This is a genomic window from Candidatus Poriferisodalis sp. (genome assembly GCF_965237655.1).
Classification (GTDB): Bacteria; Actinomycetota; Acidimicrobiia; order Acidimicrobiales; family Poriferisodalaceae; genus Poriferisodalis.
Window position 1 is genome coordinate 729,830 of the sequence record NZ_CBDEGB010000002.1, and the last position, 25,129, is coordinate 754,958.

At 65.4% G+C, this 25,129-nt stretch carries 19 protein-coding genes and 1 pseudogene; 12 read left to right on the forward strand and 8 right to left on the reverse strand.

Annotation, left to right across the window (positions count from 1 at the left end; genetic code table 11):
• Nucleotides 1-40: 40 nt before the first annotated feature.
• The 6 genes and pseudogenes from ACPXYO_RS11455 (at nucleotide 41) to ACPXYO_RS11480 (ending at nucleotide 7,196) form a co-directional block, all read left to right on the forward strand.
• Nucleotides 41-829, forward strand: coding sequence for an enoyl-CoA hydratase/isomerase family protein (locus tag ACPXYO_RS11455; protein WP_423920446.1), 789 nt, complete (start codon nucleotides 41-43; stop codon nucleotides 827-829).
• A 162-nt stretch (nucleotides 830-991) separates the two neighbouring features.
• The gene (locus tag ACPXYO_RS11460; RefSeq protein ID WP_423920449.1) at nucleotides 992-2,116 is read left to right on the forward strand and encodes a RidA family protein; all 1,125 of its coding nucleotides are present in this window, start codon (nucleotides 992-994) and stop codon (nucleotides 2,114-2,116) included.
• A 19-nt stretch (nucleotides 2,117-2,135) separates the two neighbouring features.
• Nucleotides 2,136-3,188 carry a hypothetical protein gene (locus ACPXYO_RS11465; protein ID WP_423920452.1) on the forward strand — a complete coding sequence of 351 codons (1,053 nt, stop codon included), beginning with the start codon at nucleotides 2,136-2,138 and terminating at the stop codon, nucleotides 3,186-3,188.
• Nucleotides 3,189-3,220: 32 nt separating this feature from the next.
• Nucleotides 3,221-4,963, forward strand: coding sequence for an ATP-binding protein (locus tag ACPXYO_RS11470; RefSeq protein ID WP_423920455.1), 1,743 nt, complete (start codon nucleotides 3,221-3,223; stop codon nucleotides 4,961-4,963).
• Nucleotides 4,964-4,986: 23 nt separating this feature from the next.
• On the forward strand, nucleotides 4,987-6,153 hold the full coding sequence (locus ACPXYO_RS11475; protein WP_423920458.1) for an acyl-CoA dehydrogenase family protein: 1,167 nt from the start codon (nucleotides 4,987-4,989) through the stop codon (nucleotides 6,151-6,153).
• A pseudogene (locus tag ACPXYO_RS11480) lies at nucleotides 6,150-7,196 on the forward strand (CaiB/BaiF CoA transferase family protein). The gene ACPXYO_RS11475 and the pseudogene ACPXYO_RS11480 overlap by 4 nt, the downstream one beginning before the upstream one ends.
• On the opposite strand, the gene ACPXYO_RS11485 reads toward ACPXYO_RS11480, so the two are convergent.
• From ACPXYO_RS11485 to ACPXYO_RS11505, 5 genes are all read right to left on the reverse strand, one after another.
• Nucleotides 7,107-7,442, reverse strand: a complete 336-nt coding sequence (locus ACPXYO_RS11485; RefSeq protein WP_423920461.1) for a DUF7508 domain-containing protein — start codon at nucleotides 7,440-7,442, stop codon at nucleotides 7,107-7,109. The pseudogene ACPXYO_RS11480 and the gene ACPXYO_RS11485 overlap by 90 nt on opposite strands.
• Before the next feature lie 36 nt (nucleotides 7,443-7,478).
• Nucleotides 7,479-8,657: an amidohydrolase family protein gene (locus ACPXYO_RS11490; RefSeq protein ID WP_423920464.1), complete on the reverse strand. Its 1,179-nt coding sequence runs from the start codon at nucleotides 8,655-8,657 to the stop codon at nucleotides 7,479-7,481.
• A 100-nt stretch (nucleotides 8,658-8,757) separates the two neighbouring features.
• Entirely contained in the window at nucleotides 8,758-9,927 is a 1,170-nt protein-coding gene (locus ACPXYO_RS11495; RefSeq protein WP_423920466.1) for a Fic family protein, read from the reverse strand.
• 250 nt (nucleotides 9,928-10,177) lie between these two features.
• Nucleotides 10,178-11,458, reverse strand: a complete 1,281-nt coding sequence (locus ACPXYO_RS11500) for an ATP-binding protein (RefSeq protein WP_423920468.1) — start codon at nucleotides 11,456-11,458, stop codon at nucleotides 10,178-10,180.
• A gap of 141 nt (nucleotides 11,459-11,599) precedes the next feature.
• Entirely contained in the window at nucleotides 11,600-12,517 is a 918-nt protein-coding gene (locus ACPXYO_RS11505; RefSeq protein ID WP_423920469.1) for a DapH/DapD/GlmU-related protein, read from the reverse strand.
• A 581-nt stretch (nucleotides 12,518-13,098) separates the two neighbouring features.
• Between ACPXYO_RS11505 and ACPXYO_RS11510 the strand changes: the two genes are divergently transcribed.
• Nucleotides 13,099-14,424 carry a hypothetical protein gene (locus ACPXYO_RS11510; protein WP_423920472.1) on the forward strand — a complete coding sequence of 442 codons (1,326 nt, stop codon included), beginning with the start codon at nucleotides 13,099-13,101 and terminating at the stop codon, nucleotides 14,422-14,424.
• 59 nt (nucleotides 14,425-14,483) lie between these two features.
• Nucleotides 14,484-16,304 carry a hypothetical protein gene (locus ACPXYO_RS11515; RefSeq protein WP_423920475.1) on the forward strand — a complete coding sequence of 607 codons (1,821 nt, stop codon included), beginning with the start codon at nucleotides 14,484-14,486 and terminating at the stop codon, nucleotides 16,302-16,304.
• Between the two features lie 147 nt (nucleotides 16,305-16,451).
• Here ACPXYO_RS11515 and ACPXYO_RS11520 read toward each other — a convergent pair whose 3' ends face one another.
• Nucleotides 16,452-19,337, reverse strand: a complete 2,886-nt coding sequence (locus ACPXYO_RS11520; protein WP_423920478.1) for a M16 family metallopeptidase — start codon at nucleotides 19,335-19,337, stop codon at nucleotides 16,452-16,454.
• A gap of 156 nt (nucleotides 19,338-19,493) precedes the next feature.
• Here ACPXYO_RS11520 and ACPXYO_RS11525 point away from each other — a divergent pair, with 156 nt between their 5' ends.
• Both ACPXYO_RS11525 and ACPXYO_RS11530 read left to right on the forward strand, forming a co-directional pair.
• A complete protein-coding gene (locus tag ACPXYO_RS11525; RefSeq protein ID WP_423920481.1) occupies nucleotides 19,494-20,630 on the forward strand; it encodes a nitronate monooxygenase in 1,137 nt (378 codons plus the stop codon).
• 81 nt (nucleotides 20,631-20,711) lie between these two features.
• On the forward strand, nucleotides 20,712-21,596 hold the full coding sequence (locus ACPXYO_RS11530) for an SDR family NAD(P)-dependent oxidoreductase (RefSeq protein ID WP_423920484.1): 885 nt from the start codon (nucleotides 20,712-20,714) through the stop codon (nucleotides 21,594-21,596).
• 48 nt (nucleotides 21,597-21,644) lie between these two features.
• Here the strand turns inward: ACPXYO_RS11530 and ACPXYO_RS11535 are convergent, their stop codons facing one another.
• Together ACPXYO_RS11535 and ACPXYO_RS11540 are read right to left on the reverse strand one after the other, a co-directional pair.
• The gene (locus ACPXYO_RS11535) at nucleotides 21,645-22,556 is read right to left on the reverse strand and encodes a metal ABC transporter permease (protein WP_423920486.1); all 912 of its coding nucleotides are present in this window, start codon (nucleotides 22,554-22,556) and stop codon (nucleotides 21,645-21,647) included.
• Between the two features lies 1 nt (nucleotide 22,557).
• On the reverse strand, nucleotides 22,558-23,754 hold the full coding sequence (locus tag ACPXYO_RS11540; protein ID WP_423923818.1) for a metal ABC transporter solute-binding protein, Zn/Mn family: 1,197 nt from the start codon (nucleotides 23,752-23,754) through the stop codon (nucleotides 22,558-22,560).
• On the opposite strand from ACPXYO_RS11540, the gene ACPXYO_RS11545 reads away from it, so the two are divergent.
• A complete protein-coding gene (locus ACPXYO_RS11545) occupies nucleotides 23,747-24,577 on the forward strand; it encodes a metal ABC transporter ATP-binding protein (RefSeq protein WP_423920489.1) in 831 nt (276 codons plus the stop codon). The two genes, ACPXYO_RS11540 and ACPXYO_RS11545, sit on opposite strands and share 8 nt — an antisense overlap.
• Nucleotides 24,574-25,110 carry a Fur family transcriptional regulator gene (locus ACPXYO_RS11550; RefSeq protein ID WP_423920491.1) on the forward strand — a complete coding sequence of 179 codons (537 nt, stop codon included), beginning with the start codon at nucleotides 24,574-24,576 and terminating at the stop codon, nucleotides 25,108-25,110. The genes ACPXYO_RS11545 and ACPXYO_RS11550 overlap by 4 nt, the downstream gene beginning before the upstream one ends.
• Nucleotides 25,111-25,129 lie beyond the last annotated feature (19 nt).

Sequence of the window (25,129 nt, forward strand, 5' to 3'; positions counted from 1 at the left end):
TAGTCTCCCCAGCACCCGCGAAAACGCAAGAGGAGCAGCCATGGACCTGTCAACGATTACCTACGGCGTGCGCGACGGCGTAGCACACGTGCGTTTCAACCGTCCCGAAGGTGCCAACGCGGTCAATCCACAGTTCTCACGTGAGCTGCGGTCCGTGATGCTCGAGATCGAGTGGGACGACGCCGTGAAGGCCGTGTCGGTCACCGCCGAAGGCCGCGTGTTCTGCGCCGGCGGCGACCTCAAGGAGTTCTACGCTGCGGGAGACGGCCTGCCCAAGCTTGCCTCCGACATGCTTGTCGACTTCCACGGCGCCATCTACAAGATGAACCGCGTGCCCAAGCCATTCGTTGCCGGCGTGGGCGGCGCGGCAGGCGGCGCCGGCATGTCCATCGTGAGTGCTTTCGACTTGGTCGTGGCCGGCGAGTCGTCCCGTTTCACGATGGCCTACACACGGGCGGGGGTCACTCCCGACGGCACGTCCACCTATTTCCTCGCCCGGCACATTGGCGTCCGTCGCATGCTCGACTTGACGCTCACGAATCGCACGCTCAGCGCGGCCGAAGCCGAGCAGTGGGGCATCGTGAACCGGGTGGTGCCCGACGACGAGGTCGATTCGGCCACCGGCGATCTGGCCCAGTCGCTCGCAGACGGCCCGGCATGGGCGCTCGGGCACGCCAAGCGCATCGTGTACGAAGGCTTCGACACGCCGCTGGAACAGGCCGGCGAGGTGGAGGGCACCACGATCACCGCCGCAATGCGCACCCACGACGGGCGCGAAGGCATCGCAGCGTTCGTGGAGCGGCGCGCGCCCAACTTCACCGGCAACTGATTCACGCGGCGGCGAGCAGGGCTGCCTGCCAAACCCGGCGCAGCCTTGCACTATCTCGCATGAGTGCGGGGGCGACTGTCCTAGCGCAGAACGCTTGCGCGCACTAGACAGAGTGTGAGTGGCAGCGGCGGCACCGTTGCACGTGCACGAGGAGCGCACACCATGTCCCGGAGGGAGATCGCCCCGGAGCCCTTCCCTTGGCTGGACACCAGTCGCTATTCGTTCTCACAGGGCATCGAGGCCGCAGGTGCCGCGTGGCTGGCGGGCCAGACCGCGGGTGCGTACGACGCCGAGACGGGCCGGGTCACAGTGCGCGGCGATGGGGCCGAACAGGCCAGTGTGTGCTGGGCCAAGGTAGAAGCCGTGCTCGACACGGCCGGTCGAGATATCAGTGCGTGCACCGAGGTCACCGAGTACATCACGGTGGCCGGCGCCCCTGAGCGTGATGCGATCGCAGGGGAGCGACCCCACAGCTTGGGTTCGGCGGTCGGCGGGGTGCGACCCTCGACGTTCATCGTGGAAGCGTTGGTGCGGCCCGAGGCACTGGTCGAAGTAGAGGTAGTGGCCGGTCGGGTTGACGGCCTTGTCCACATTCCGCAGGTCATGCCGGTGGACGACGACGGCAACGTGGTGCTGCCCGGCGACTTCGTGGGCCAGTGCGAATGGGCGCTCGAAGAGGCCGGACGACGGCTTGAGCGTCACGGCATGGATCTGTCCCATGTGGTGCGTGTGGTCCAGCAGACCACACCGGCCACCCGCCGCCGGTACAACGACACGGGCGAGGCGCGTCGGCGGCTTCTTGGACCGCAATTCCCGTCTTCGACCGGATTGCTGATGCCCGAACTGCCCCATCCCGATGCGCTTGTCGCGCTCGACATGTGGGCATCCGCACACCCCAAGACGGTCGTGCCCTACCAGGCCGAGGTGTACTCGTCGCTGACGTTCAGCCCCGCAGTAGAGGCCGGCGGACTGCTGTTCATCTCCGGCACGACGGCCTTCAACATGTCGGCGGGCGAGACCGTCGCCGAGGGCGACATCGGCGGCCAGGCCGAGTTCGTGTACAGCGAGATCGCCAACATCTGCGAGATGGCGGGCACCTCTATCGACAACCTCGTCAAGACCGTCGAGTACGTGACGCCCGACGGCGTCGACGGCTACCGGGCTGTCGGAGATGTACGCCAGAACGTGCTCGGGCGACCGTTCCCTGCTTCGACCGGTGTTGTGGTCTCGGGGCTGCTGAGTCGCAGGTGGCTGATCGAGGTAGAAGCCATCGCGTTGATGCCCTGAGCCGGGGAATGACCGGGGCATGACACAGCTGCTGACCGAAGAGGTGCGAGCGACGCTCGGCACCTCCGTGACCTATGTCGCACCGGAGCAGCTCAGCCGGGCCTCGATCCGGTACTTCGCGCTGGCCATCGGAGCCGATCCCGAGCGGTGGCGCGACGAGGCGCCGCCGACGCTCATCTGCGAAACGGCACAGCTGACGGGCCGCTCGGCACCAGACGGGAATTCGTATCTCGGCCACACCTGGGAGCTGCCGCTGCCGCGGCCGTGCGCGATGTTCCGGGGCGGCAACGACTACAAGTTCTTCCGGCCTGCCCGGTTCGACGACGTGATCCGCACCTCGTGGACGCTGGTCGATGCGACTGAGCGGCGCAATCGGGCAGGCGATCCGCTGTTGTTCGTGACCGCCGAGGCCGCCTACACGGCTAGTGACGATCTCCTGGCGACGAACGCCGAGACGATGATCTTCCGTCCGCTCGGATCCGCTCAGCCCGAGGGGGCAGCCTCCGATGCCGAGGCCACGGCATCTGCGAGCGAACCCGAGGCCAGCGCTCCCCACACCGAGCAGCTGACATCAGCGGGCGAACCCGAGGCCAGCGCTCCCCACACCGAGCAGCTGACATCAGCGAGCGAACCTGAGGCAAGCGCCTCCCACGCCCGACGGCTGGCACCGGGGGAGTGGCCACACGTCGGCACCGAAATCCCGCCGCTGAACCGCCGCATCGCGCTGCCCGACATGGTCGCCTACGGCGCAGCAACCTGGGACTGGCACCGGCTGCACTACGACCCCGCACACGCGCTTCGACTGGGCGCACCGGCCCCGTTGGTGGACGGCCAGATGCTCGGCGCACTGCTGGCCGAGTGCGTGCTGCGCTTCGCCGGACCGGGCGCCTGCCTCACCCGCCTGGCCTACCGAAACCGAGCCCCTGTCCTGGCCGGCAACGCAGTGTCGTGCGCCGGCACCATTGCGACCGTCGATGACGCCGGCTTCAGCGTCGACATGGCAGTGACTGTCGGAGACCGACTCGTCGTCGCACCCGCATTCGCCCAACTGGCCTGGTCCAACCCGCCATAACCTTGCCGAGAGCCACCTCGGAGGACACTCGGGTGCCAATCAGCGACGATGAGCTGCGGACGCGTTTGCGACTTGGCGAGGACTCGCGCTGGGAGTTCAAGCAATTCGAGTTCAGCGGCGACCGTCCGGTGTCACCGAAGCGTGACGACCTCGCGGAGGAAATCGCTGCATTCGCCAACGCCCAAGGCGGACTGCTTCTCTGTGACGTGACTGACAGCGGCGACGTTCAACCCACGAGTCGGGCCCAACTTGACCAGGTCGAGTCACTCGTCGTCGAGATTTGTCGAGACTCCATCGAACCGCCGCTCGTTCCCGGCATCCACCGACGTGAGCTGGACAAGCGCGCTCTCCTTGTCGCCGAAATCCCTTCTGGAACGACCGCGCATGAAGTCAGGGGGCGAAGCTTTGTGCGCGTCGGAAGCTCGAAGCGGCTGATGACCAGCGACGAGCGGCTGCGATTGGCCGAGCGCCGTGCACAAGGCCGGTATCTCTGGTTCGACAAACAGCCGGTGTCAGGCACGGGATTTGGGAGCCTTGATCCGGCACTTTGGCAACCGTTGCTCAGTGCTCAGGGAGCGTCGCATCCAGAACAGTCGCTGATGCAGATGGGAATTCTGGTCGAGGACTCCGACGGTGCCTTGCGAGCGACTGTTGCAGGGATTCTGCTGTGCAGCGAGAGGCCCCATGACTGGCTGCCCCAGGCACGCATCACTGCCACTCGGTATGCAGGACGATCGCAATCGTCGGGCCAATCGGATGCCCGCGAGATCTCAGGTCACTTGCGGAAGCAGATCGTCGAGGCGATGGCATTCGTGCGACGCCATAACCAGATCGCCGCACGCAAAGCCCCAGATCGCGTCGACATCCCCGAATACAGCACCAAGGCGATCTTTGAGGCTGTGGTGAATGCGGTAATTCATCGTGACTACGCCATTGCAGCGAGCGCAATCCGCCTCATGATGTTCGACGACCGGCTGGAAATTATCTCGCCTGGAACTCTGCCCAATGGGTTGACCATCGAGAGCATGGCTTCGCGGCAGGTGACGCGCAACGAGACCATCGCCTCCATCGTTCAGCGCATCGAGGTTGGCGCAATCGACGGTGCCGGCGAGCGACGATTCCTCGTCGAGCGGCGCGGCGACGGCGTTCCGATCATTTTGAACGAGACCCACGCGGCGAGCGGCAAGGATGCCCAATACCGTCTCATCGACGACACCGATCTCGTATTGACAATCCCCGCCGCATCGCTTGACCCGACCCCTGCGACGACAGTGGTGACCGTGTACGGGGATGCAACGCCGCTCGAAGGAGCGGAGGTTCTGGCCTTGTTCCCGAACAAGACCCACAAGCGGGCCACGACCGACGGCAATGGCGAAGCGATGCTCGACCTGTACGCGACGCACTTGCCGCTGACCGTCTTCGCCGCGGCGCCGGGCCGCGAAGCGGGTCACAGTGGGCGATGGGTGCCCGCTGACGGAGCGATGTCGTTCAATCTCGAAGCACTGGCCGACGGCGGTTCGGCGATTTTCGCCGAGTCGACCGGCCATCTTCCGGGCTTGAACGGCCGACTGAATCCGATCCTCGACAACCTTGGACGGACTTACATCTATGCGAGCAATATCGCTGTCAACCAGGGTCTACAGCAGCCGGTGAACTTTGCGTTCGGCGACCCGCTCGACATGGTTGACTCCGACGGGAGTCGGTTCGAGGTAGTCGTAGTTGACATCGTGGGCCGTTCGGCTCTGCTGCAATACCGTCGCGTGCTGTTGACCTGACTGACGACACAAGGGGGCGGGGCGTGGACTTCTCCATGAACGACGAGCAGGCGATGATCGTCGAGACCGTTCAGCGCTTTGTGGAGAGTGAGATCATTCCTCTCGAGGCCGACCTGGATCCCGACGCCGGCGAGCTGGCGCCCGACGATGCCGCCCGGCTGACGCAGATGACCCGCGACATGGGCTTCTACGGGCTCGACATACCCGCCGAATACGGAGGACCGGGCCTCGACACCACCACGCGGGCTCTCATGGCCATAGAGATGTCCAAGCATCGGGCCGGGCTCTACAACCCGTGCTACGGGGTGTTCGGCGGCGCAGGTCTGACGCAGCTCTACGAGGCCACCGACGAGCAGAAGGAACGATGGCTCTACCCGACCCTGCGAGGCGAGAAAACCGGCTGCTTCGCCCTCACCGAGCCGTCGGGTGGCTCCGATCCGGGTCGAGCCATCCGAACCCGGGGCTTCAAGGACGGTGACGAATGGGTGCTGAACGGCTCCAAGCTGTTCATCTCCGGGGCCGACAAGGCCGACTACGCGCTGCTGTTCGCCCGGACGTCCGACGACCCGGGGCGCAACGGCGTGACAGCGTTCATCGTCGACACCGACACCCCGGGATTCAACGTTCGCCGGGTGGTGCACACGCTGCGGGCAACCCGTTACGCCACCGAACTGGAGTTCGTCGACATGCGGGTGCCCGAAGACCAGGTGCTCGGCGAGCTGAACGGCGGTTTCGGCATTGCCAACGACCGGTTGAGCCGTCAGCGAATCCCGTACGCGGCGGGCTGTCTGGGTCCGGCCATCAAGGCGCAGGAGATGGCGATCGAATGGGCCCGCAGCCGAGAGACGTTCGGATCGGTTCTGGCCGAAAAGCAGGCAATCCAGTGGATGATCGTCGACAACGAGATCGACATCCGTCACGGGCGCTGGTGCGTGCTCGAAGCCGCCCAGAAGGCCGACCGGGGCGAGCGTTTCCGCACTGAAGCGGCCATGGCAAAGCTCGTCGCCTCCGAGGCTGCTGGACGTGTGGTGGATCGCTGCATTCAGATTCACGGCGGCATCGGCGTCACCAAGGACTTGCCGCTCGAGCGCTGGTACCGGGAGCTGCGCATCCGCCGGATTGGCGAAGGCCCCAGCGAGGTGCAGCGGCTGATCATGGCCCGCGACATCCTCGGCGGCAGCTTCAAGTGACCCCCGCAGACGGGCTGTCCCGCCCGCTGCCCCTCGAGGGCATCACGGTGCTCGATCTCGGGCAGATCTACCAGGGGCCCTACGCCGGGTTCCTGCTGGCGATGTCGGGGGCGCGAGTCATCAAAGTGGAGAACACGAGGGGCGACACCCTGCGTGCGTTGGGCGACTCGCTGCCCTACGCCATGATCAACTCCGCCAAGGAAGCCGTCACGCTGAACCTGAAGGCGCCGCGGGGCAGCGAGCTGTTCCTGCAGCTGGCTGCGGCGGCCGACGCGGTGCTGTGCAACTTCGCCCCCGGCGTGCCCGAGCGGCTGGGCATCGATGCGCCCTCGCTGTAGAAGGTGAACCCCCGGCTGGTGTTCGCTCAGGCCAGCGGGTACGGCCTCGACGGACCCGATGCGGAGCGCACCGCCATGGACATCACCGTGCAGGCGCACATGGGGGCCATGGCCATCACCGGCTATCCGGACCGGCCGCCCGTCAAGTCGGGAGCGGCGTTCGTGGACTTTCTGGGCGGTTCGCACTTGTACGGCGCAGTGGTGACGGCGCTGTTCGAAGCGCAGCGCACGGGTGTCGGCCGCATGGTGTCGACGTCGATGTCCGAAGCTGCGTACTTCACGCTGACCACGGCCTTGCAGGCGTGGCGCAAGACCGGAGCGGCGCCGCGCACCGCCAACCGCAACTCGGCGATGAGCGTGGCGCCCCAGAACGTGTACCCCTGCAGCGACGGCTACATCGCCGTGATCTCCACCTCGAACCGTCACTGGCGCGTGATTCTGGAGGTCATCGGCCGGGACGAACTGATCGGCGACGATCGGTACCGTCACAATGCTGACCGGGCTGCGCGCATGGACGAGGTGGATGCGCTGGTGTCGGAGTGGACATCGGGTCGGTCGCGGGCAGACGCTGCGATGACGCTGGCAGCAGCGGGAGTGCCAGTCCAGCAGTGCAGCTCAGGCAGGGCTGAGGCGGCCGACGCGCTGCGCCTGATCGCGCTGAGGCGTCGGCAGCTCGCCATAGTCGGCGAGGTGCAGCATCAGTAGCTCGTCCCAGCGGCTGCGGTAGTTCGACGTGAACTCACAGCGGAACTGTCTGGCAGCTTGGCCGAGCTGTTCGATTTCCCGGCGGAGCGCAGACTGCATGCCGAACGGCTCACGGGCACCGGCAAAGCCGACCGACAGCACCGTGCTATCGGCGTCGGCCACGTGGTACACGCCCAGCTGCGCAGGCAGCACTGCAATTACCTCGTCGTGGAGCCGCTGCCACGGTTTTTCGAGCCGGATTCCCATATCTGATCCCTGCGTGGCCTGCCGGATGCCCGACCGCTAGGACGCGGCCGCCGGTACGTAAGCAGCCGTGCCCATGAGGTCCTCGAAGTTGAGCCGGAAGAAGCGTTCCTGAAGGTCGGCGGGCAGGTGCTGCACTTCACGGTCGAAACGCCGCAGCGGGTTGCGGCCGCCCTCCACGTGCGGGAAATCCGAGCTGAACATGCAGATCTCGGGATCTGAGTTCTCGATGATCCAGCCAGTGGGTTCGGTGGGGTAGGGCGTGACCCGCACTTGACGCCGCACGTAGTCCGAAGGGCGCAGGTTGAGCTTGCCCAAGCGTTGCTCGTGCCGCTCGAAGGCGTCGAACGCGGCCTCGAGCTGTCGCAGGAAGCCAGGCAGCCACACCGCGCCCAGTTCGATCACGCCGATCTTCAACGCAGGAAAACGCTCGAGCACGCCGTCGAAGATCAGCATTGACAGCGCTTGGAGCGGCGCGGCACAGATCGCCATATACGACACGGAGCGAAAGTTCTCGCCGCCGCCGTGAAAGTCAGGCTCGGGCGGCAGGCCGTTGTTGCGATGCTGCGGCGGCATCACCAACTCGGGAATGCCGACATGCATGACGACCGGGATGCCGGCTTCCTGGGCTGCAGCCCACACCGGGTCAAAGCCCACGTGACTGTGAGCATGGAGCTTGGGCATCCGGTTTGGGATGAGCAGCGCCGCTGCGCCGCCGTCGATGGCCTGGCGGGCGTGCGAACCCGCATGCTCGATCGATTGCAGCGGCACCGAGCACACCGGGAGCAGGCGCGGATCGCCCGAACAGAACGCGACCTGGGCACGGTTCGCCGCCGTTGCCGTGGCGTAGGTGAGATCGGGCTCGGCTTGGTGCTCCATCTCTTCGATGAGCGTGTTCGGCATGGAGGGGAAGATGAGTTGGCTGGAGAAACCCAGATCGTCGAGCGCCTGGGTGCGATCAGCGGAATCCCACGCGCCGGGCGCGAGGTAGTTCTTGCGCAGCATCACTTCGGCGGCAGCCCCGGCGCGGAACTCAGGGTCGGCCTGGCGAGCGCGTGCTTTCTCGATGTCGGCGAGAGCCTTCTCGTTGTCGCCGATGGAGAAGTGGTCGAGCGCATACCGGACTACCTCGGCGGAAGCGAACGGTTCCAGCCACTCGGGCGGCTCCATGGTGTGAGCGTCCGCGTCGTGGATGATCCTGTCCTCGACGTAAGCCATGGCAGTTCCCCCCTGATTCCCCTGCGGCGCACTCGACGTTACCCGAGGCCCTCTCGGTCCTCCCGAGACCGCCATACGGCGCGGTTCCGATCCTCGTCCCTCAATTCGACGTCGGTAGCAGGAACGCTGACATGAGATCGATCCGAGGGCGCACGCCGCGGCGATCGACCTCGATCAGGCCTGCGTCCTTGAGACGGTTCAGATCGCGGGCGATGGTGCGCGGTCCAGTGCGGGCGTACATCTGAGCCAGTTGCGGTGTCAGCCCGGGTACATCCACACGTGGAACCGACTCTCCTTGTTTCAATGCGATTACCAATGCGTGTTGGCGCTCCGAAGCGGGACTCGTTGGGAACGTCGACATCACTTCTGCTACGTAGCTCGCCCAAGCAAGATGGAGATGCTGTTCTCGTACAGCCGCTGAATGGTCGGACAGACCGTCGACGAGCCCTTCGACTCCGTACGCCAGAAAGCCGAGTACGTCTCGCTCCCGACTTGCAGCAGCAAGGCGCTGGCAATACCTGTCGCGAGTGAGGTTGAAATGATTCGCCATGAGGTTTGCCGCGGCCAAGGGGATCATTCCTGAGCGGGCGAGGATCAGGTACTCGAGCAGCCTGGCTGTGCGGCCATTGCCGTCGGCGAACGGGTGGATCCACGCGATGTAGACGTGCGCGAACAGAGCACTCAAGACGCAGAGCGCGAACGCGTCGCGCCGCTCTTCGGCCCCTCCCGATTGCGGCCGAAAGGCATCGCTATCGATCCAATCGACGAGTCGCTCCAATAGGTACTGACAGTCCCGGGCGGGGGGTCCGAGATAGAGGCCGGCGGCAACGGAATGCGTGCGGATCGTGCCGGGCTCAGATTCGACGTCGGGATCAACGCCGTCAAGTACCCACCGGTTCAGGTCGCACACCAGTCCGCTGCTCAAGCGAATCTCGCGGTCACTCATGACCATCTCGTTCAATCGGACGAATGCGTCCAGCACATTGCGCACTTGACGTTCCTGGTACGCACGCGAGTCAGGCGCTGAGAACGCCCCTGAGCGGATGCCTTCGACCTGTTCGACGGTCAGGGTGTTGCCTTCGATGGCTACGGTCGCCTGCGCGCCGCGGACGAGCGCGACTTCGTGAAGTCTCGCTGCCGCGGCGGGAACGAGCGGCGTGCCCGATAGCTCGGCGCACAGCGCATACGCCTCGCCGATGCGCATCCACGAACGTGCGTCCATGCGCTGCACAACACCGGCATCAAAGTCGATCCATGGGTGCGTGCTCATGTACTCGCGGTCATTGTCGCAATTTGTCACTGAACTGCTGACCGTCGGATTGTGCTCATCGGCATAGCTTAACCAAGGATATTACGTTAACTACCACTAGAATTGTCCATGAAATTGACCTATATATTGTCAGCAGCGATGACCGTTGGGCACGAGTGGTCTGCGATGTCACGGCCCATCACCATCGAGACGCCGGGCAGGGTGATGGGGCTGCCGACGGCTTGCACGCCCAGGAGCCCGACGGCACAACTCAGAGCTCCCACAGGAACGACAGTGGCAGGGCGAAAATGCGTTCGGAAAGCCTGATGGGCTGTCTTCCGGTGTGCAGGACGATGCCGAGCTCGAATCGATCGCCGACCAAGTCACGCAGCCAGGCCATCCACTTGGCGTCGGCGGGCCGGACCGTGGCACCCGCTTTCACTTCCACTGCGATGAATCGTCCGTCGGGGCGCTCGATGAGCAAGTCGACCTCGCGTCCGCGGGAGTCGCGGTAGTGGGAAAAGCGCAGGTCTGGCGCGATGGCCGCCGCTTGTCGGCGCAGCTCGTTGACGGCAAACGACTCGTGGAGCGCCCCGCGGCTCGCTGCGGTTGGATTGCTCAGGGACGCCGCGGTCACGCCGAGCATCGCTGCAGCGAGGCCCGTGTCGGTGACATGGACCTTCGATCGCTTCTTGGCGCGAGTTGCAGCGCCGGTGGCCCAGCCAGGGAGCCGGGCCACGAGGTGCGTCATCTCCAAGTACGACAGATAGTCGGCGGTGGTCTCGATGCTGCCGAACTCAAGGTCTCGGTGCAGGTCCGCCATGACGAGTTCTCCGGCAGTACGCGCAGCAATCGCCCGCAAGAGTCGGGGCAGCTCGCTCGATCGCCTCGCTCCGGTGAACTCGACGACATCGCGGGTCACCGCCGTGTGGACATACGCGCTGAACCACAGTCCGCGATCCGCATCACTCAGGCCGATGGCCTCGGGGTACCCACCGCTGCAGATGCGTTGCGCGTACTCGAGTTGTGTCACGGTCGAAGGTGGAGCCTCGAGCAGGCGTGAACCGGCGGATGACGCGGTACCCCGTGTGAGGGCATCGAGCACGACGCTCAGCAATCCGGCATCGCTGCGGGCGATCTCGAGCTGCGAGAATGGGGCCAGATCCAGGAACACGGCGCGGCCTGCCAGCGATTCCGACAGCACAGGCACCGTCAGAAAGCTCGTCGAGCCCGTCAACAGGAATCCGCCTGGAGACGGATCCGAATCAACGGCCAGCTTTACGGCGCGCACGAGATCGTCGCCGCCGCGTTGTACCTCGTCGATGATGACGGGCCGTGCCCGGTCGGCGATGAGCCCTGTCGGGTCGTCGAGCGCCAGCGGCAACAGCGCCGGATCGTCGAGACTGAAAAACGTTCCGCCGCCGACGATGCGGCGAGCGAGCGTCGTCTTGCCCGATTGTCTAGGACCTTGCAGCACGACCACTCGGAACGTGCCAAGTGCGTGCCGCAGCGCCGGTTCAATTCCTCGTTGCAGCACTGCGCTGTCGACCATGCCTAAGTGCCTCCAGGCAGCGTGCGTTCCTCAGCAGACGCCCGACTCGTACTGATAGCTATTTCAACAAGTTATCAGTAGGTTTGCCGTAGGTCTACTGGTAGATTTCTCCCGCCTACGGTCGTCTGGCACGTGCCGATCTCAGTTCTTGTGGAGTTCGGGATTGATGCCTTCCCAGCGGGAGGGATCGGCGACGCGCATCTCGATGGCGCCCGTCGTGCTGTTGCGGATGAGCAGCATGCCCGAGCGGCCCGAGATGTCTCGGCCCTTCACAACTGAGCCGTCGGGCAGCGTGACACGGCTGCCCGCTGTGACGTACAGGCCGGCTTCAACGGTGCAGTAGTCGCCGAGCGCGATGCCGATGCCCGAGTTGGCGCCAAGGAGACAGTGCTCGCCGACGGACACGATCTCTTTGCCGCCGCCCGACAGGGTGCCCATGGTGGACGCACTGCCGCCGAGGTCAGAGTGCGCCCCCACGACAACGCCAGCGGAGATGCGCCCCTCGACCATGGCGGGACCGAGCGTGCCGGCGTTGAAGTTGACGAAGCCTTCGTGCATCACGGTGGTGCCGTCGGCGAGGTGGGCGCCCAGCCGCACCCGGCCAGCGTCGGCGATGCGGACTCCCGACGGGATCACGTAGTCGACCATCCGCGGAATCTTGTCGACCGAGGTGACCGTGACGGGCTGGCCGACACCTGCGGCAGACGTGCGAAGTGCGTCGACTCGATCGGGCAATACGGGTCCCGCGCTGGTCCAAGCGCAGTTGGTGAGCAGGCCGAACACCCCGTCGAGGTTTGCGTCGTGCGGCCGGATCTCGCGACGGCTCAGCAGGTGGAGGCGAAGGTAGGCGTCGGCGAGGTCCGCGGGCGGAGCGTCGAGGTCGTCGATGGCGACGGTCATGGTCTCGCCGACATTGACGCCGAGTTCAACCGCCAGGCATGACCGGGCTGGCGGCGCATCGTCGCTCGCCCCGACCGGGAACCAGGCATCGAGCCGTGTGCCCGATGCGGCGTCCAGATAGCTGTGACCAACGGCGCTGATGCTGCCCGAGATGCTCATGGCCGCATCCTGCCATCGCAAGCCGCAAACCCGTCGCTGCATTCCGCCACAGAGTCAGCCCGCCAGGTACCTACGATCCGCTAGGTGAGTCCCCGCAGTGCTGTTCAACGGTTCGTGCCGATCGCCGCGCTGCTGGCCGCAGCAGTTGCAGCATCGAGCCTGCCCGGCTGTGGCTCGGGCGATGCGGATGTCCCTGCTCCTGCCGATCTGTCCGCGGGCCCCGTACTGCAGTGGACCGATCTGGATCTCGAATTCGACTTCCCGCTGTCGTTGGAGACCACGAGTGACGGGCGCGTCGTGGCCGTCGGCGGAATTTCTGACGGGGCCTTCGTTGCCCACGTGACCGGCAACGGCGAGGTTTGGACGGCGTTGCCGCTACCGGACGGCATCGCGCCGCTCGCAGTGGATGGGACCGACGATCGCTGGGTGATGATCGGCGCTCCGCCAGGCCTCCACGACGTTGACGAGGGTGTTTTCGGGCGCGTGTTCTTCACAGACAACGACGGATCGTCCTGGACCGAGGCGATGCTTGGTGGCCACCTGACGAGCCATTGCCCGAGTACGCGACCAGGTCGACGCGGGTGGTCGAGGCGCTTACGTCGGGCGACCAGATGGTCGTTGCCGTCCTCACCTACTCCGGCTTTGACCTCGAGTCGCTCCTCGCCGACCGGGGCCGGATACCCGACGGTGAGTTCATGGCGTATTGGGAACCGGATGAAGAATCGCTGACGGTCTGGTTCAGAGACCTTGGGCCAGTTGACGGCAGGCCCGATGAGACCGAGGTCACACTGACCTACGCCGAACTCGGACTGACGTCCGCACAGGTGGAGATCGTCCGGAACGTTGAGAGCGACGCGCTCATCCATCTGTTTGCCGGCGACGACGCGGTACTCGGCTGGGTGGGGTCCTTCGGCGGATCGGACGCGGTGGGGAGGTGGACGAACGAGGGTTTCGTGCTGTTGCTCGATGACTGGTCGCATGTGCCGCCGCGGCCGCGTGTGCCGAAGGGACCAGATTCCGAAGGCGTCATCCTGGTCGTCGCCCGGGATGACCCCAGCCGGCTCTCGTCCGCGGATGGCCGTGCCTGGCGAGCTGACCCGCTGAGTCCGTACGCGGACAGTTCGCGTCGCGAATCCTCAGTGGTCGACGCCACCGGCACGGTCTGGTCGACATGGCGCGCGTCGGATGGTCGCTGGGTGAGTATCCGTACCGACGGCGACAGCGGATCGCCGCAGGAGACGTCCCGCTTCGAGGGCATCCGCCTCATTGAGCCGCTGGCCGTCGGGGAGGCGGGCCTTGCGGCTGTGGCGTGGCCGCACATGCCAGACCGCTGGTCCTTTGCGCGCGCGGGTCGCATAGTGAAGGACGGATACCAACTGCGTTACGACGAACCCGAAGGGGGCGTGACGCTGTGGAACCTGACGGCCGACACAACGGAGCGTGAGTTCTCCAGCAGGAACATCGAAGCGCCGGAGGGCGTCCGGCAGGTGGGTCACGGGCAGTCGTATCAGCTCATATTCGAGAATCTCGACGTCGGCGATGAGCTGGTGACGTTTACCGCGGCCGATCTCGAGGCAGTGTTCGGTCGCTGTTGGTGGACTTCGGGAAGACCCAATGTGTTCTCGACGCAGGCTTCCTGGGGTGCCGGTGTCTTTCCCGAATTCAGGGAGTGGGTGGGATGGTCCACCGATGGATCCGAATGGGGCTGGCAGTCGATCACCGATGCGTTTGATCTGTGCGGGGCGGGAACAGACATCAGCTTTGCCGTCGGCAGCGACTTCGTCATCGCGCTCGCCCAGGGATTCGACCTATCGCCGAGCATTCCCAACAATTCCGACGACGAACACGAGGCCCAGACCTCCGGCATTCACCAATGGTTCATCGCCCGCATTCCCGGTCCTGCCTAGTCCGCCCCGGTGCACGGACCGCGATCCGCGATGTCGGGCGCGCACATATGCTCGGTTCGGTGGGTCGTCAGTGGCGTCTGAGCGCAGTGAAGCGCCTGCCCATGCTCGGTTCGGTGGGTCGTCAGTGGCGTCTGAGCGCAGTGAAGCGCCTGCCCACGTTGTCTGCGACGGCTGTCGCTGTCTGGGCTCTAGTGGGCTGCGGAGGCAGTGGCCCCGTTGTCGTCGACGCGGAGGGCGGCGACGAGCAGGTACAGGTTCAGGAGATCGACGGAGAATCGAGTGGCGCGGAACAGGAGGTCATGACGGTTGGCACTGAAGCGCCCGCGCTGGGGGACACCGAACAGTCAGGAACCGAGGCATCCGTGCCGGCGTCGGCTGAGATCGACGTGGATGATTCAGGCGCATTGTCGCCGGAGGGATTGTCCACCGGGCCGGTGCTCCAGTGGACGGAATGGGAGTTTCCATTCGATGTCGACTATGTCCACGCGATGGAGTCTTCCGCAGGCGGCCGCATTGTTGTTGTCGGCGGTCCGCTCCCGACCGCAGTGCAGGCGTTCGTCAGCGACGACACCACCTCGTGGACACCGGTGGTGTTGCCCGAAGGGATATTCCCGTTCAGCCTCGATCTGTCCGGCCCGCGCTGGGCACTCGCCGGGTGGCCAACCGGAGGACCGCTTGAGAGCGAACGGAGCGACGACAACGTCTCGCTTCCGGTCTTCATCTCCGACGACCAAGGATTGACGTGGGACGAAGTCACATTCCGCGCAGCCTCACGTGATCCTGAGCTGCCTGAGCATGCCAGCCTGACGCCCGGTGTGGTCACGGTCTACACCTCTGGTGAACGGGTCGTTGCAGCGGTCCAGAGCTTCGTCGAATTCGACCAGTCGGCGTTGTCGCCCGAACAGCAGCAGTTGGTCGATGACCGGGAAATCGACACTCGCCTGCGGCTCTTCGCAGGCAATGGCGTCGAACTCACCGAGACGGGCTCCTTCAAAGGATGGGCCGCTGGCGGAGCCGCCACGACTGACGGCTTCGTGCTGCTGTTGCGAACCGACGACGGGCTGGAATTGCTGACATCGCATGACGGGTCCGTCTGGAGCACCGAACCACTCGCGGGCGGCCAGGCAGGGGAATTTCCCGGCACATATGCCTTTGCCGACGACGGAACAGTCTGGGGTGCCGTTCCACACGCTGAGGGAACTCGGATCGAACGCATTCGCCGCGGCGAGACTGCGAGCGCGTCGGCGTTGCTGGGTGGCCTCGACGCCGTGATCCGGTTGTCGACGGGTCCTCCGGGACTCGCGGCGCTGGCATGGCCGTCGCTGGACTCCGACGTGAGCAACGCCAACATCGTTCCCTCGGGACGATTGGCGAAAGACGGCTACGAGTTGCGCTTCAACGAGCCCGTCGGAGGCTTGACCCTGTGGGATCTCACGGCCGACGCCGCCGTCTACGTGTTTGATGCCGAGGACCTTGCCAGCACCACGGCTCCCGAGGGAGTCAGGGAACAAGACGGCGCATCTTCCGACATCACGTTCGTGGATCCTGACACCGGCGAAGATCTCGTGACGTTCACGTTCGAGAAAATCGACGAAGCTGTAGGGCTGCCTTCAGGGGACGACATCGACGCGCCCGAGTACTGGGTGGGCTGGTCGGCAGATGGCACCGAGTGGGGATGGGAGTCGACCCGGGACGCGTTCGGCCTCGACGGCGGTGAAGTGAACGTCAACATTGCCGTCGGCGGGGACTTCGTCATCGCCATGGTGCAGACGTTCGACTACATCGAGACGACCACCGAGACAAGTGACGGAGCGACAGTCGTCGAGTCGCGCCAAGCCGGCCCCCCGTCTGTCCGCTGGTTCATTGCCCGAGTGCCTTGAGCTCGGCGTTGTCGCAAGATCACGACGGTCCCCAAGACCCAGCTCGGCCAACACGTCGGCCGCCTCGGCGACCACGACATGACCAAGCTCGGCCGCGCCTTCGTGGTCTTCTTGGGGCTGGCCTGAGCTACTGCAGGAGGGCCACGGTCAATTCGCCGGAGGTGGCACCCGGACGATCTCGATTCGCTGGCCGTTGCCGAACAGCGAGCGTGCCAAGTCCCGCATCTGCGAAGCGGTCACGTTTGCAGCTGCTCGTTCGATGCGCGACGACGTCGGCAAGTTCTCGTCGCCGACCACCCGGCGCATCTGCAGCAGGTACGGCCTCCACAAACGGCCGCCGAAGTGTGCGTCGTTCGTCACGATGCTGATCGCTTGGTCGAGGTCCGATGCACTCGGGCCCACCGTTGAGAGATGCTCGATGATCTCGTGGATCCGTCGGTCAATGTCGGGCAGCGCGTCACCAGAACCGGTTGCAGAAATGTACGACCACAGCCTCGGTTCCGGCTCGTACAGCGGAACGACGAACACCTGGACGGCGTAGGTCTCTCCGAGATCTTCGCGAACGCTCTGCAAAAGATGCTCGTTGAGCGTTGCAGCGAGGACATCGGCGGTCGCGACGAGCTGCGGGCTCACCGAAAGGGACAACTCGTAGTAGTAGACAAGGCCCGACTCGGCGGCGGTATCGGCGGGCACTTCAATCCGGCGCACACCCGGTGGATGAGGCGGTCTCCGGTCGACCCCGGCATCGGCGGGGCGGTTGGGCAGCGAACCGATGTAGCGAGCGGCAAGATCCCCAACCTCGTTGGCAAGAACGTCTCCCACGATCGCGATCGTCAGATCGTCGACACCGACGAAGCGCTGGTTATAGAGCCCCAGCAGCCTGTCCGCCGTCATCGTGTCGATCTGGTCCGTTGACGGATGCGGCCAGAAGTACTCGCTGTCGCCGAAGCGCGCAGTCGCATAGGCCGCCTGCCCTGCATGCACGGCCGACGAGGCAGCTTCGGCTGCTGCGTTGCGGGCGTTCTGCTGGGCAGCGCGAGCCGCCCCGTCGCTGACCCGCGGTTCGGTGAGCAGCAGATGCACGTACGCGAAGAGTGCTTCGAGCCCGGAGTCGTTCACTTGGCCGATAAAGCCCTCGGTGGTGTGCTCGATAAACGGCGTCACCGAGATGCCGGACTGCTCAACCAAGTCGGCTACCTGAAAGGCCGACAGGTCGCCAAGTCCGCTGGCGGCGACCGCCTCGAGCGCAAGCGGTGCGAGAGCTGCATCAGCCGGGTCCAGCAGCGACGTGCCGCCCTGCGATTCGATCATGACGTGGACGAGGTTTCCGCCGTACCCACGGTCGTCGAACACGACGCGGGCACCGTTGGCGAAGGTCCATTCACTCACGATGGGTCCGTCGTATGCCTCGATGCTGAAGGTTTGGGAGCCGGTCGGAGGAACGGGATCCGGCGCCTTCATGAATGCGGTTGCCGTCTCGTCTACTGGGGGAGGCGCCGCGGGAGCGACAGCTGCAATTGCGGACTCGAGTTCACTGATCGGTGGCAGATTCGCCTCATCGGATCCTGCAACGACGACGACCGGGGCCGCGCGGCTCATGACCCACCGGTGGTAGTTGTTGAGTTCTGCTGCGGAGATCGACTCGAGGACTTGGGTAACGCTGGACAAGCGGTCAGCCGCAGCGCGTAAGTCGGCACCCCGCACGAAGTGGGCGGTGAAGTCTGCCGCGTAGCTGGAATCGTGCCGCCATGTGACTCCCTCGGTTTCGCGTTCGATTCCCCTACGAACGCCGGCTGTCGCTCGCTCCAGCTCGGTTCGGGTGAACGGGTGCATCTCGGTACCGCGCGCGACTGACCAGAAGTCGGCAGTCGACCGAGCCAGGTCTGAACCCTGAACGTCGGCCGTGTAGTACTGCACTCGGGCCGCAGGGTTCATCAGGTCGACATCGGGCGCGTTTGCCTGGGAGAGCCTTCCGGTCTCGTGTGCCCGAGACAGGCGCGCATCGAGCATGCGGTGAACGATCTGATCGAAGATCCGGAATCTTTCCCCGCACGCGGTTCCCCGGCGCCACACTGGTGTCTGCCAGTTGATCGAGACGTAGGGGACGCCCACGTCGGCATGCACAGCGTGGGTGAACTGAGGAACCTGGGCAATCGACGCTGGCCAGCGCTTCGACGCTGGGACCGGCGGGCGCGACGGCAAGCGCTCGAAGTGGCGCTCGACGAGGTCTTGCAGCTTGGACTCGTCAAGATCCCCGACGGCGATGACAGCCATGTTCCGCGGCACGTACCAAGTGGCGTAGAAATCGAGGAGGTGCCCCGGCGCGATTGCGCCGAGTGATGCATGCGTGCCGCCGATGCGTACAGCCTCGTAGGGCGTCCCGACGAACATGAGATCGTTGATGGCCTGACGCACATGGCCATCTGCACTGCCGGCGCGCAGATCGAGCTCGTTGCGGACGATCCCTCGTTCGGCGCTCACGTCATCGGGAAGGATCGTCGCCGAGGTTGCCCACTCGCTCAAAATCTCGAACGGGACGTCCAGCTTGTCGATGAGTTGCTCAGTGCCACTTGTCGTGATCGACATGAAATAGACGGTCGAGTCGTACGTGGTGAACGCGTTCTCGTCGGGTCCCAGTTCCAGCCCGATGTCTCGGAGCGTTTCGTTCAATTCGTTTCGAGGGAACGACTCAGTGCCGTTGAAGAGCATGTGCTCGACGAAGTGAGCCGTGCCCTCAGCGCCAACGGGATCGTGCATTCCGCCGGCCCGCACAATGAGGCGCAGATCCAGGTGTCCTGCCGGAGCGTCATTCGACCTGACGTAGTACGTCAGGCCGTTCTCCAGAGTGCCCAGGATCGTGTCGTCGTCGGGAGGCAGCAGCTCGTGCGTCTCACCATTCTCGAGGCAGTCGTGGGCCGCCACCACGATGGGGCTGGCATCGACTGCAAGCGTGGCCGTCGTCGCCTGGGGCCGCGCTTCGCGGACCTCCGGTTCCTCTGCGGCCGGTGAGCATGAAGCAAGCGCGATTGCCATGGCAACGACTGCACCGAGCGCTCGCGTCAGATGGCAGTGTTCCTGCCTCAGCGGCATCATGCTTCCCCGATTCCCCGGCACACCGAACGGCCATTCTGTCCTGCCTCCGCATGAGGCGGCTCGGTGCGTCCCGGCTCAGGCCGGTAGTTTCGGGGCATGAAGACACCTTTGTGCGAGATGCTGGGCTGTGACGTTCCGATCGTCGCATTCACCCATTGCCGGGACGTGGTGGCGGCAGTGACCAAGGCGGGCGGCTTCGGCGTGCTCGGTGCCGCGGGTCACACGCCTGAAGAACTCGATATCGACATGGGATGGATCGTTGACGAGGTGGGCGGTCGGCCCTTCGGTGTGGACATCATCGTGCCGGCCAAGTACGAGGGCAAGACCGAGGGCGAGCTGTCGGTGAAGGACCTCAAGGCGATGATCCCGCCGCAGCATCGCCAGTTCCTCGACGACATGATGGAGCGCTACGACGTGCCGCCGCTGCCCGCGGATGACGGCGAGAAGGCGTCGGCGTACGACTCCGAGCCGCCGATGACCTATGCGCAGGCCGTTCCGCTGATGGATGTGGCCTTCTCGTACCCGATCCGGCTGGCCGTGAATGCGCTCGGTCCGCCGCCTCCCGACATGATCCAGCGGGCGCACGGCAACGACGTGCTGGTGGGAGCGCTGGCCGGCAAGAAGGTTCATGCTGAGCGGCACGTGGCTGTGGGCGTTGACATCGTCATCGCGCAAGGCCATGAGGCCGGCGGCCACACGGGCGACATCGCCACGATGGTGCTGGTGCCCGAGGTGGTCGACGCCATTGCCCCGGTGCCCGTTCTCGCCGCTGGCGGCATCGGCAACGGTCGCCAGGTCGCTGCGGCGCTCGCACTTGGCGCGCAGGGCGTGTGGTGCGGCTCGGTGTGGCTCACCACCCAAGAGGCCGAGACGCACCCGGTCGTGAAGGAGAAGTTCCTGGCTGCAGGATCGTCGGACACGCTGCGGTCGCGCTCTCGCACCGGTAAACCGGCCCGCCAGCTTCGCTCGGCGTGGACCGACGAATGGGAAGGCGACACTTCGCCGGGGACGCTGCCCATGCCGCTGCAGCCGATGCTTATCGGCGCCGCAAGCCGCCGCATCGACCGGGCGGCCATGAATCCCTCCAACAAGGGCGCCGTCGAGCTCGCCAACTACTTCGTTGGCCAGGTGGTCGGTCAGCTGAACGAGTCCATTTCCGCCACGAGGGTCGTGGAAGAGATGATCAGCGAGTACCTCGACGTGATGGACCGCTTCGACCAGCTCAACTCTTAGCTCGTACTTCGTCTCGGCGCTGCGGACATCGCAGCCCGTACTGTTCGGGCTGGCCATACACGGCTCGCGGGGGGCACAGCCATGGAGACCATGCAGGGACGCGTCGCGGTGGTGACGGGCGCGGCGTCGGGAATCGGCAAGGCGCTGGCGCTGGGCTTTGCGGCCGAGGGTGCCAACGTGGTGCTGGCCGACATTGAGGAGGCCCCGCTGCGGGCTGCCGAGGCGGAGGTCGCCGACCGGGGGGTCGAAGCCCTGGGCGTCATCACCGACGTGACCGATGCCGACTCGGTCGGAGCGTTGGCGCGTGCGACCATCGACCGCTTCGGCGCCGTGCACATGGTGTGCAACAACGCTGGCGTCGGCGGGGGAGGGCTGATCCGCAATCAGCAGCTCGTCGACTGGAAGTGGGTGGTCGACGTCTGCCTGTGGGGCGTGATCCACGGCGTCCATCACTTCCTGCCCCATCTCATCGAGTCCCCCGAGTCGCACATCATGAGCACCGCTTCAGTTGCGGGACTCATGTCGGTGCCAGGACTCGGCCCCTACAACGCCGCCAAGTACGGCGTGGTGGCGATCATGGAGACGCTGCACCTGGAAATGCAGCATGACCGCAACGCCGACGTCGGCGTCTCGGTGCTGTGCCCAGGCGTGGTGCGCACCAACATCGCCACTTCTCAGCGGAACCGGCCAGAAGAACTGCGCCGGCAACGGCGAGAGCGGCCGGCCGGTGAAGCTCGTACCGAGACGGCCGACGCCCGCCGGCGCAACGCCAACATCGCGGCGGCGCTCGAGCGCGGCATGGATCCGTCCCAGGTCGCCGCCAAAGTGATCGAGGCGATGTACGAGCGGCGCTTCTGGGTGCTGTCCCATCCCGAGCTGCTCGCCGACGTCAACCACCGCAACCAGCAGCTCGCCAACCTCGAGAACCCGACCGTGCGGGCGAGCTTCACCGACGGCGAGCAATAACGCTGTACGCGCCGGGCAACCGGTGCCGGGCGCCCTCAGCGCGTGTGCTCAACGGGTGTGCTGGCGTGTGGGCGCGTCTAGCTCGGCTTCGGACACCTGACGGCTCGGGGGCCGGCGCAGCGCCCTGATCACGCCGGTGACGAACAGTGTCGTCAGCAGCATCACGACGGTAGCGAGCGCCATGGTGGCTCCTGCGGCCGTGTCGTGGTGGTAGCTGACCAGCAGGCCGACCAGCGCCGCTATGGCGCCGAGCCCGACCGCGGTCATCATGATGCGCGGTACGCGTCGCACGAGCAGGCTCGCCGTGGCGGCCGGGGCAACCAAGAACGCGAAGACGAGCAGGCTGCCGACGGCCTCGAATGACGACACGATTGCGATTGCCAGCAGCGTCAGCAGTGCAGCATGTGCCAGCTTCGGGCGCATCCCGGCGATCTGCGCTTGGGCCTCGTCGAAGGTGGTCACGAAGAAAGCCCGATGCAGGAGCACAGTGGTGCCGACGGAGATTGCCGCAGCAATGGCCTGACGGCGAAGATCGTCGTTGTCGATTCCGGTGATCGAGCCGAAGAGAAATCGTGTGAGATCGCCCGAGTAGGCGCCGGCGCCGGAGGACATGATCACCACCGCGAGTGCCAGGAAGCCCACGAACAGCACCCCGATCGAGGTTTCCTCGGATAGCGGGGAGAAACTGCGGATCAGGTGAATGCCGCCCACGATCAGCAGCGCGGCACCCAGCGCCCCGATGGTGGTGCTGAAACCGATGATGTACGCGAGCGCGATGCCGGGCAGCACCCCATGTGCGAAGGCATCGCCCAGGAATGTCATGCCGCGCAGCACGACCCAGGTACCGACGACCGATGTCGTGAGCACTGCGAGCAACGCCGCCCACAGCGCGTTGCGCATGAACGTGTTGTCGACAAATGGGTCGATCCACCAGGCGATCGGGTCGGTCAGGAATTCCACATCACTGCTCTTTGCCGCCCGACTGCAACGCAGTGACGATGGCTTTGGCGTTGGTCGTCAGCAATCCGATGTAGCTGCTGTGCGCGCTGCGGGCGGGTCCGAGGCTGTCGGTGTGCAAGCTCACCACCACGACGCCTGCCTGTGAAGCCAATTCATCGAGCGTCGCCGACGCATGAGTCGTATCGCCGAAGATGGCCACGACACCTTCGTGTTCGATGACGTGAGCCAACTCTTCGAGGCGAGCGATGCTGGCTTCCGCTGCTGTGGTTGCAGCCGGAATCACGGTGCCCACTACCCGGAAGCCGTACCTGTCGGCGAAGTAGCGAAGCGAGTCGTGGTTGGTGACCAACACGCGCTGTTCGGGCGCCAGACCCTCGACGAGATCGACGATGTCGGTGTGGGCGTCGCGCAATGCGTCCTTGTAGTCCTGTGTGCAGGCCGCAAGTTCGGCTTCAGGCAGCCCCGTGGCCTCAGCGATGGTGTCGGCAAGCTCATCGAGGGTGCCCGAGATCCGCACGGGATCGAACCAGATGTGCGGGTCGGCACCGCCTTCGTGGTCGTGGCCATGAGCGTCCGCCTCATCGGCGTGGTCGTCTGATTCGTCGTCGGGGGGATCGTCGGACTGGTCATCTTCGCTGTCGGCAGCGGTGAGAGGCTCGATGTGGTCGCCGATGACGAACACGGGCGTTCCGTCTGCGGCAACGGCATCAAGCGTGTCCTCAAGCGAGGCTTCGAGCCCCAGACCGTTGACCACGATCATGTTCGCGTCATCCATCTTGGCGCGATCTCTTAGCGACGGCTCGTACGTGTGTGTATCGACGCCGGGAGGCGCGAGGGATTCGACTTGAACGAGGCCGTTGCAGGTGACGTTCTCGACAACATCGGCCCAGATGCTCATGGACGCTACGACCGTGGGGGTGCGGTCATCTGTGCTGGCATCAGTCACGTCGTCGCTCGCGCACGCTGCTGCAAGCAGGACACCGGCACCGATCAGCACCGCGAGACGGCCGGAGCGGCGCCGTCGGCCGCGTCCGGATTCGCCGGGGCGAAGCGGAGGCGGCACTCGCCCGCGGGAACGCGTCGAGGCACCCATGGACTCATGCACCGCCGTGACTATAGTGAGACTCATTCTCATCTTCAATCCGGTGACCGGATGGACGAGCAGATGATGAGTGAGGTACGCCGCCGCGATGTTCACGCTCAATGACGTCAAGGTGTCCTTCGGCAACCGACAGGTCCTCGACATCGACTCGATGAGGTTCGACTCGGGCGCTGCGGTGGCGCTCATGGGCTCGAACGGCTCGGGCAAGACGACGCTGCTGCGGCTGCTCGGTGGCCTGCTTGTACCGACCTCAGGCGACGTTCACAAGGACTATGAGATCACGGTCGGCTACGTCAGCCAGCACCACAGCCCACACGCATTCATGCCGATGACGGTGAATGAGGTGCTGATGATCGGGCGATTCCGCGAACGGGGTCTGCTCGGCCGTATGCGCAAGGTCGATCATGATGCGATGGACGTGGCAGCCGAGCGATTGAAGGTGGCAGATCTGCGGAGGCGGTCGTTCGGTCAGCTCTCGGGTGGGCAGCGCCAGCGCGTCCTGATCGCGTCCGCGCTGGCTTCCCAGTCAGACTGCTTGCTGCTTGACGAACCCATCACGGGCCTCGACATCCCGAGCCAGGACATTGTCCTTGAAGTCGTCGATGCCGAGCGGATGCGCAACAAGCTGGTAGTGCTCTCGACGCATCACCTCAGCGAGGCCCGCCTGTGCGAGCGGATCGTGCTGCTCAAGGGCGCTGTGCTCGCGGACGGCACGCCCGAACAGGTGCTCAACGAGGAGAACATGGCCGCGGCGTTCGGTGCCAATGCAGTGACCCGGCTGGAGTTCGGCGAGGGCGACGACATGTCGTCGCTGCTCGTTCTGGAGGAGCCCGGGCCTGCCCGCGACGCCGACTTCGGCCGCGCGAGCCAGATCGCTGGAGAAGCGGTGTCGTCGCTCGGGCCGCGGACGCGGCCGTGACCGAGCAGTCCGCGGACGCGGCCGTGACCGAGCAGTCCGCGGACGCGGCCGTGACCGAGCAGTCCGCGGACGCGGACACCAGGTCGAGAGATTTCGGCGAGTTGCACGTCAGTGTCGCAGCGCGACTGCGAGAAGCCGATCAGCGCTACACCGGCGGCCGACGGCGACTGGTGGAAGCGCTGGCGCGTGCGGCGAGGCCGGTTCGGTTGCCCGATATCGAGTCGATGGTGCCCGATCTGGCCCGCAGCACGGCGTACCGAAATCTCGAGGCTCTCGAGCGATGCGGGGTGGTGCAGCGTCTCGAGACCGGAGGCGAACGCGCCTACTTCGAGCTGGCCGAGTCACTGCTGGGCCATCACCATCACCTGATCTGCGTGGCCTGCGGAGCAATCTCCGACATCGAGCTGGACAGCGAGACCGAGGCACGCATCGACGATTCGCTCGCTGTCGCTGCGCGCGAATCAGGCTTTACGCCATTGCGCCACAACCTGGACCTGTACGGACGGTGCGGCGACTGCGCGGCTGAGCGCTGAGTCCGGTGTCATGACCGAG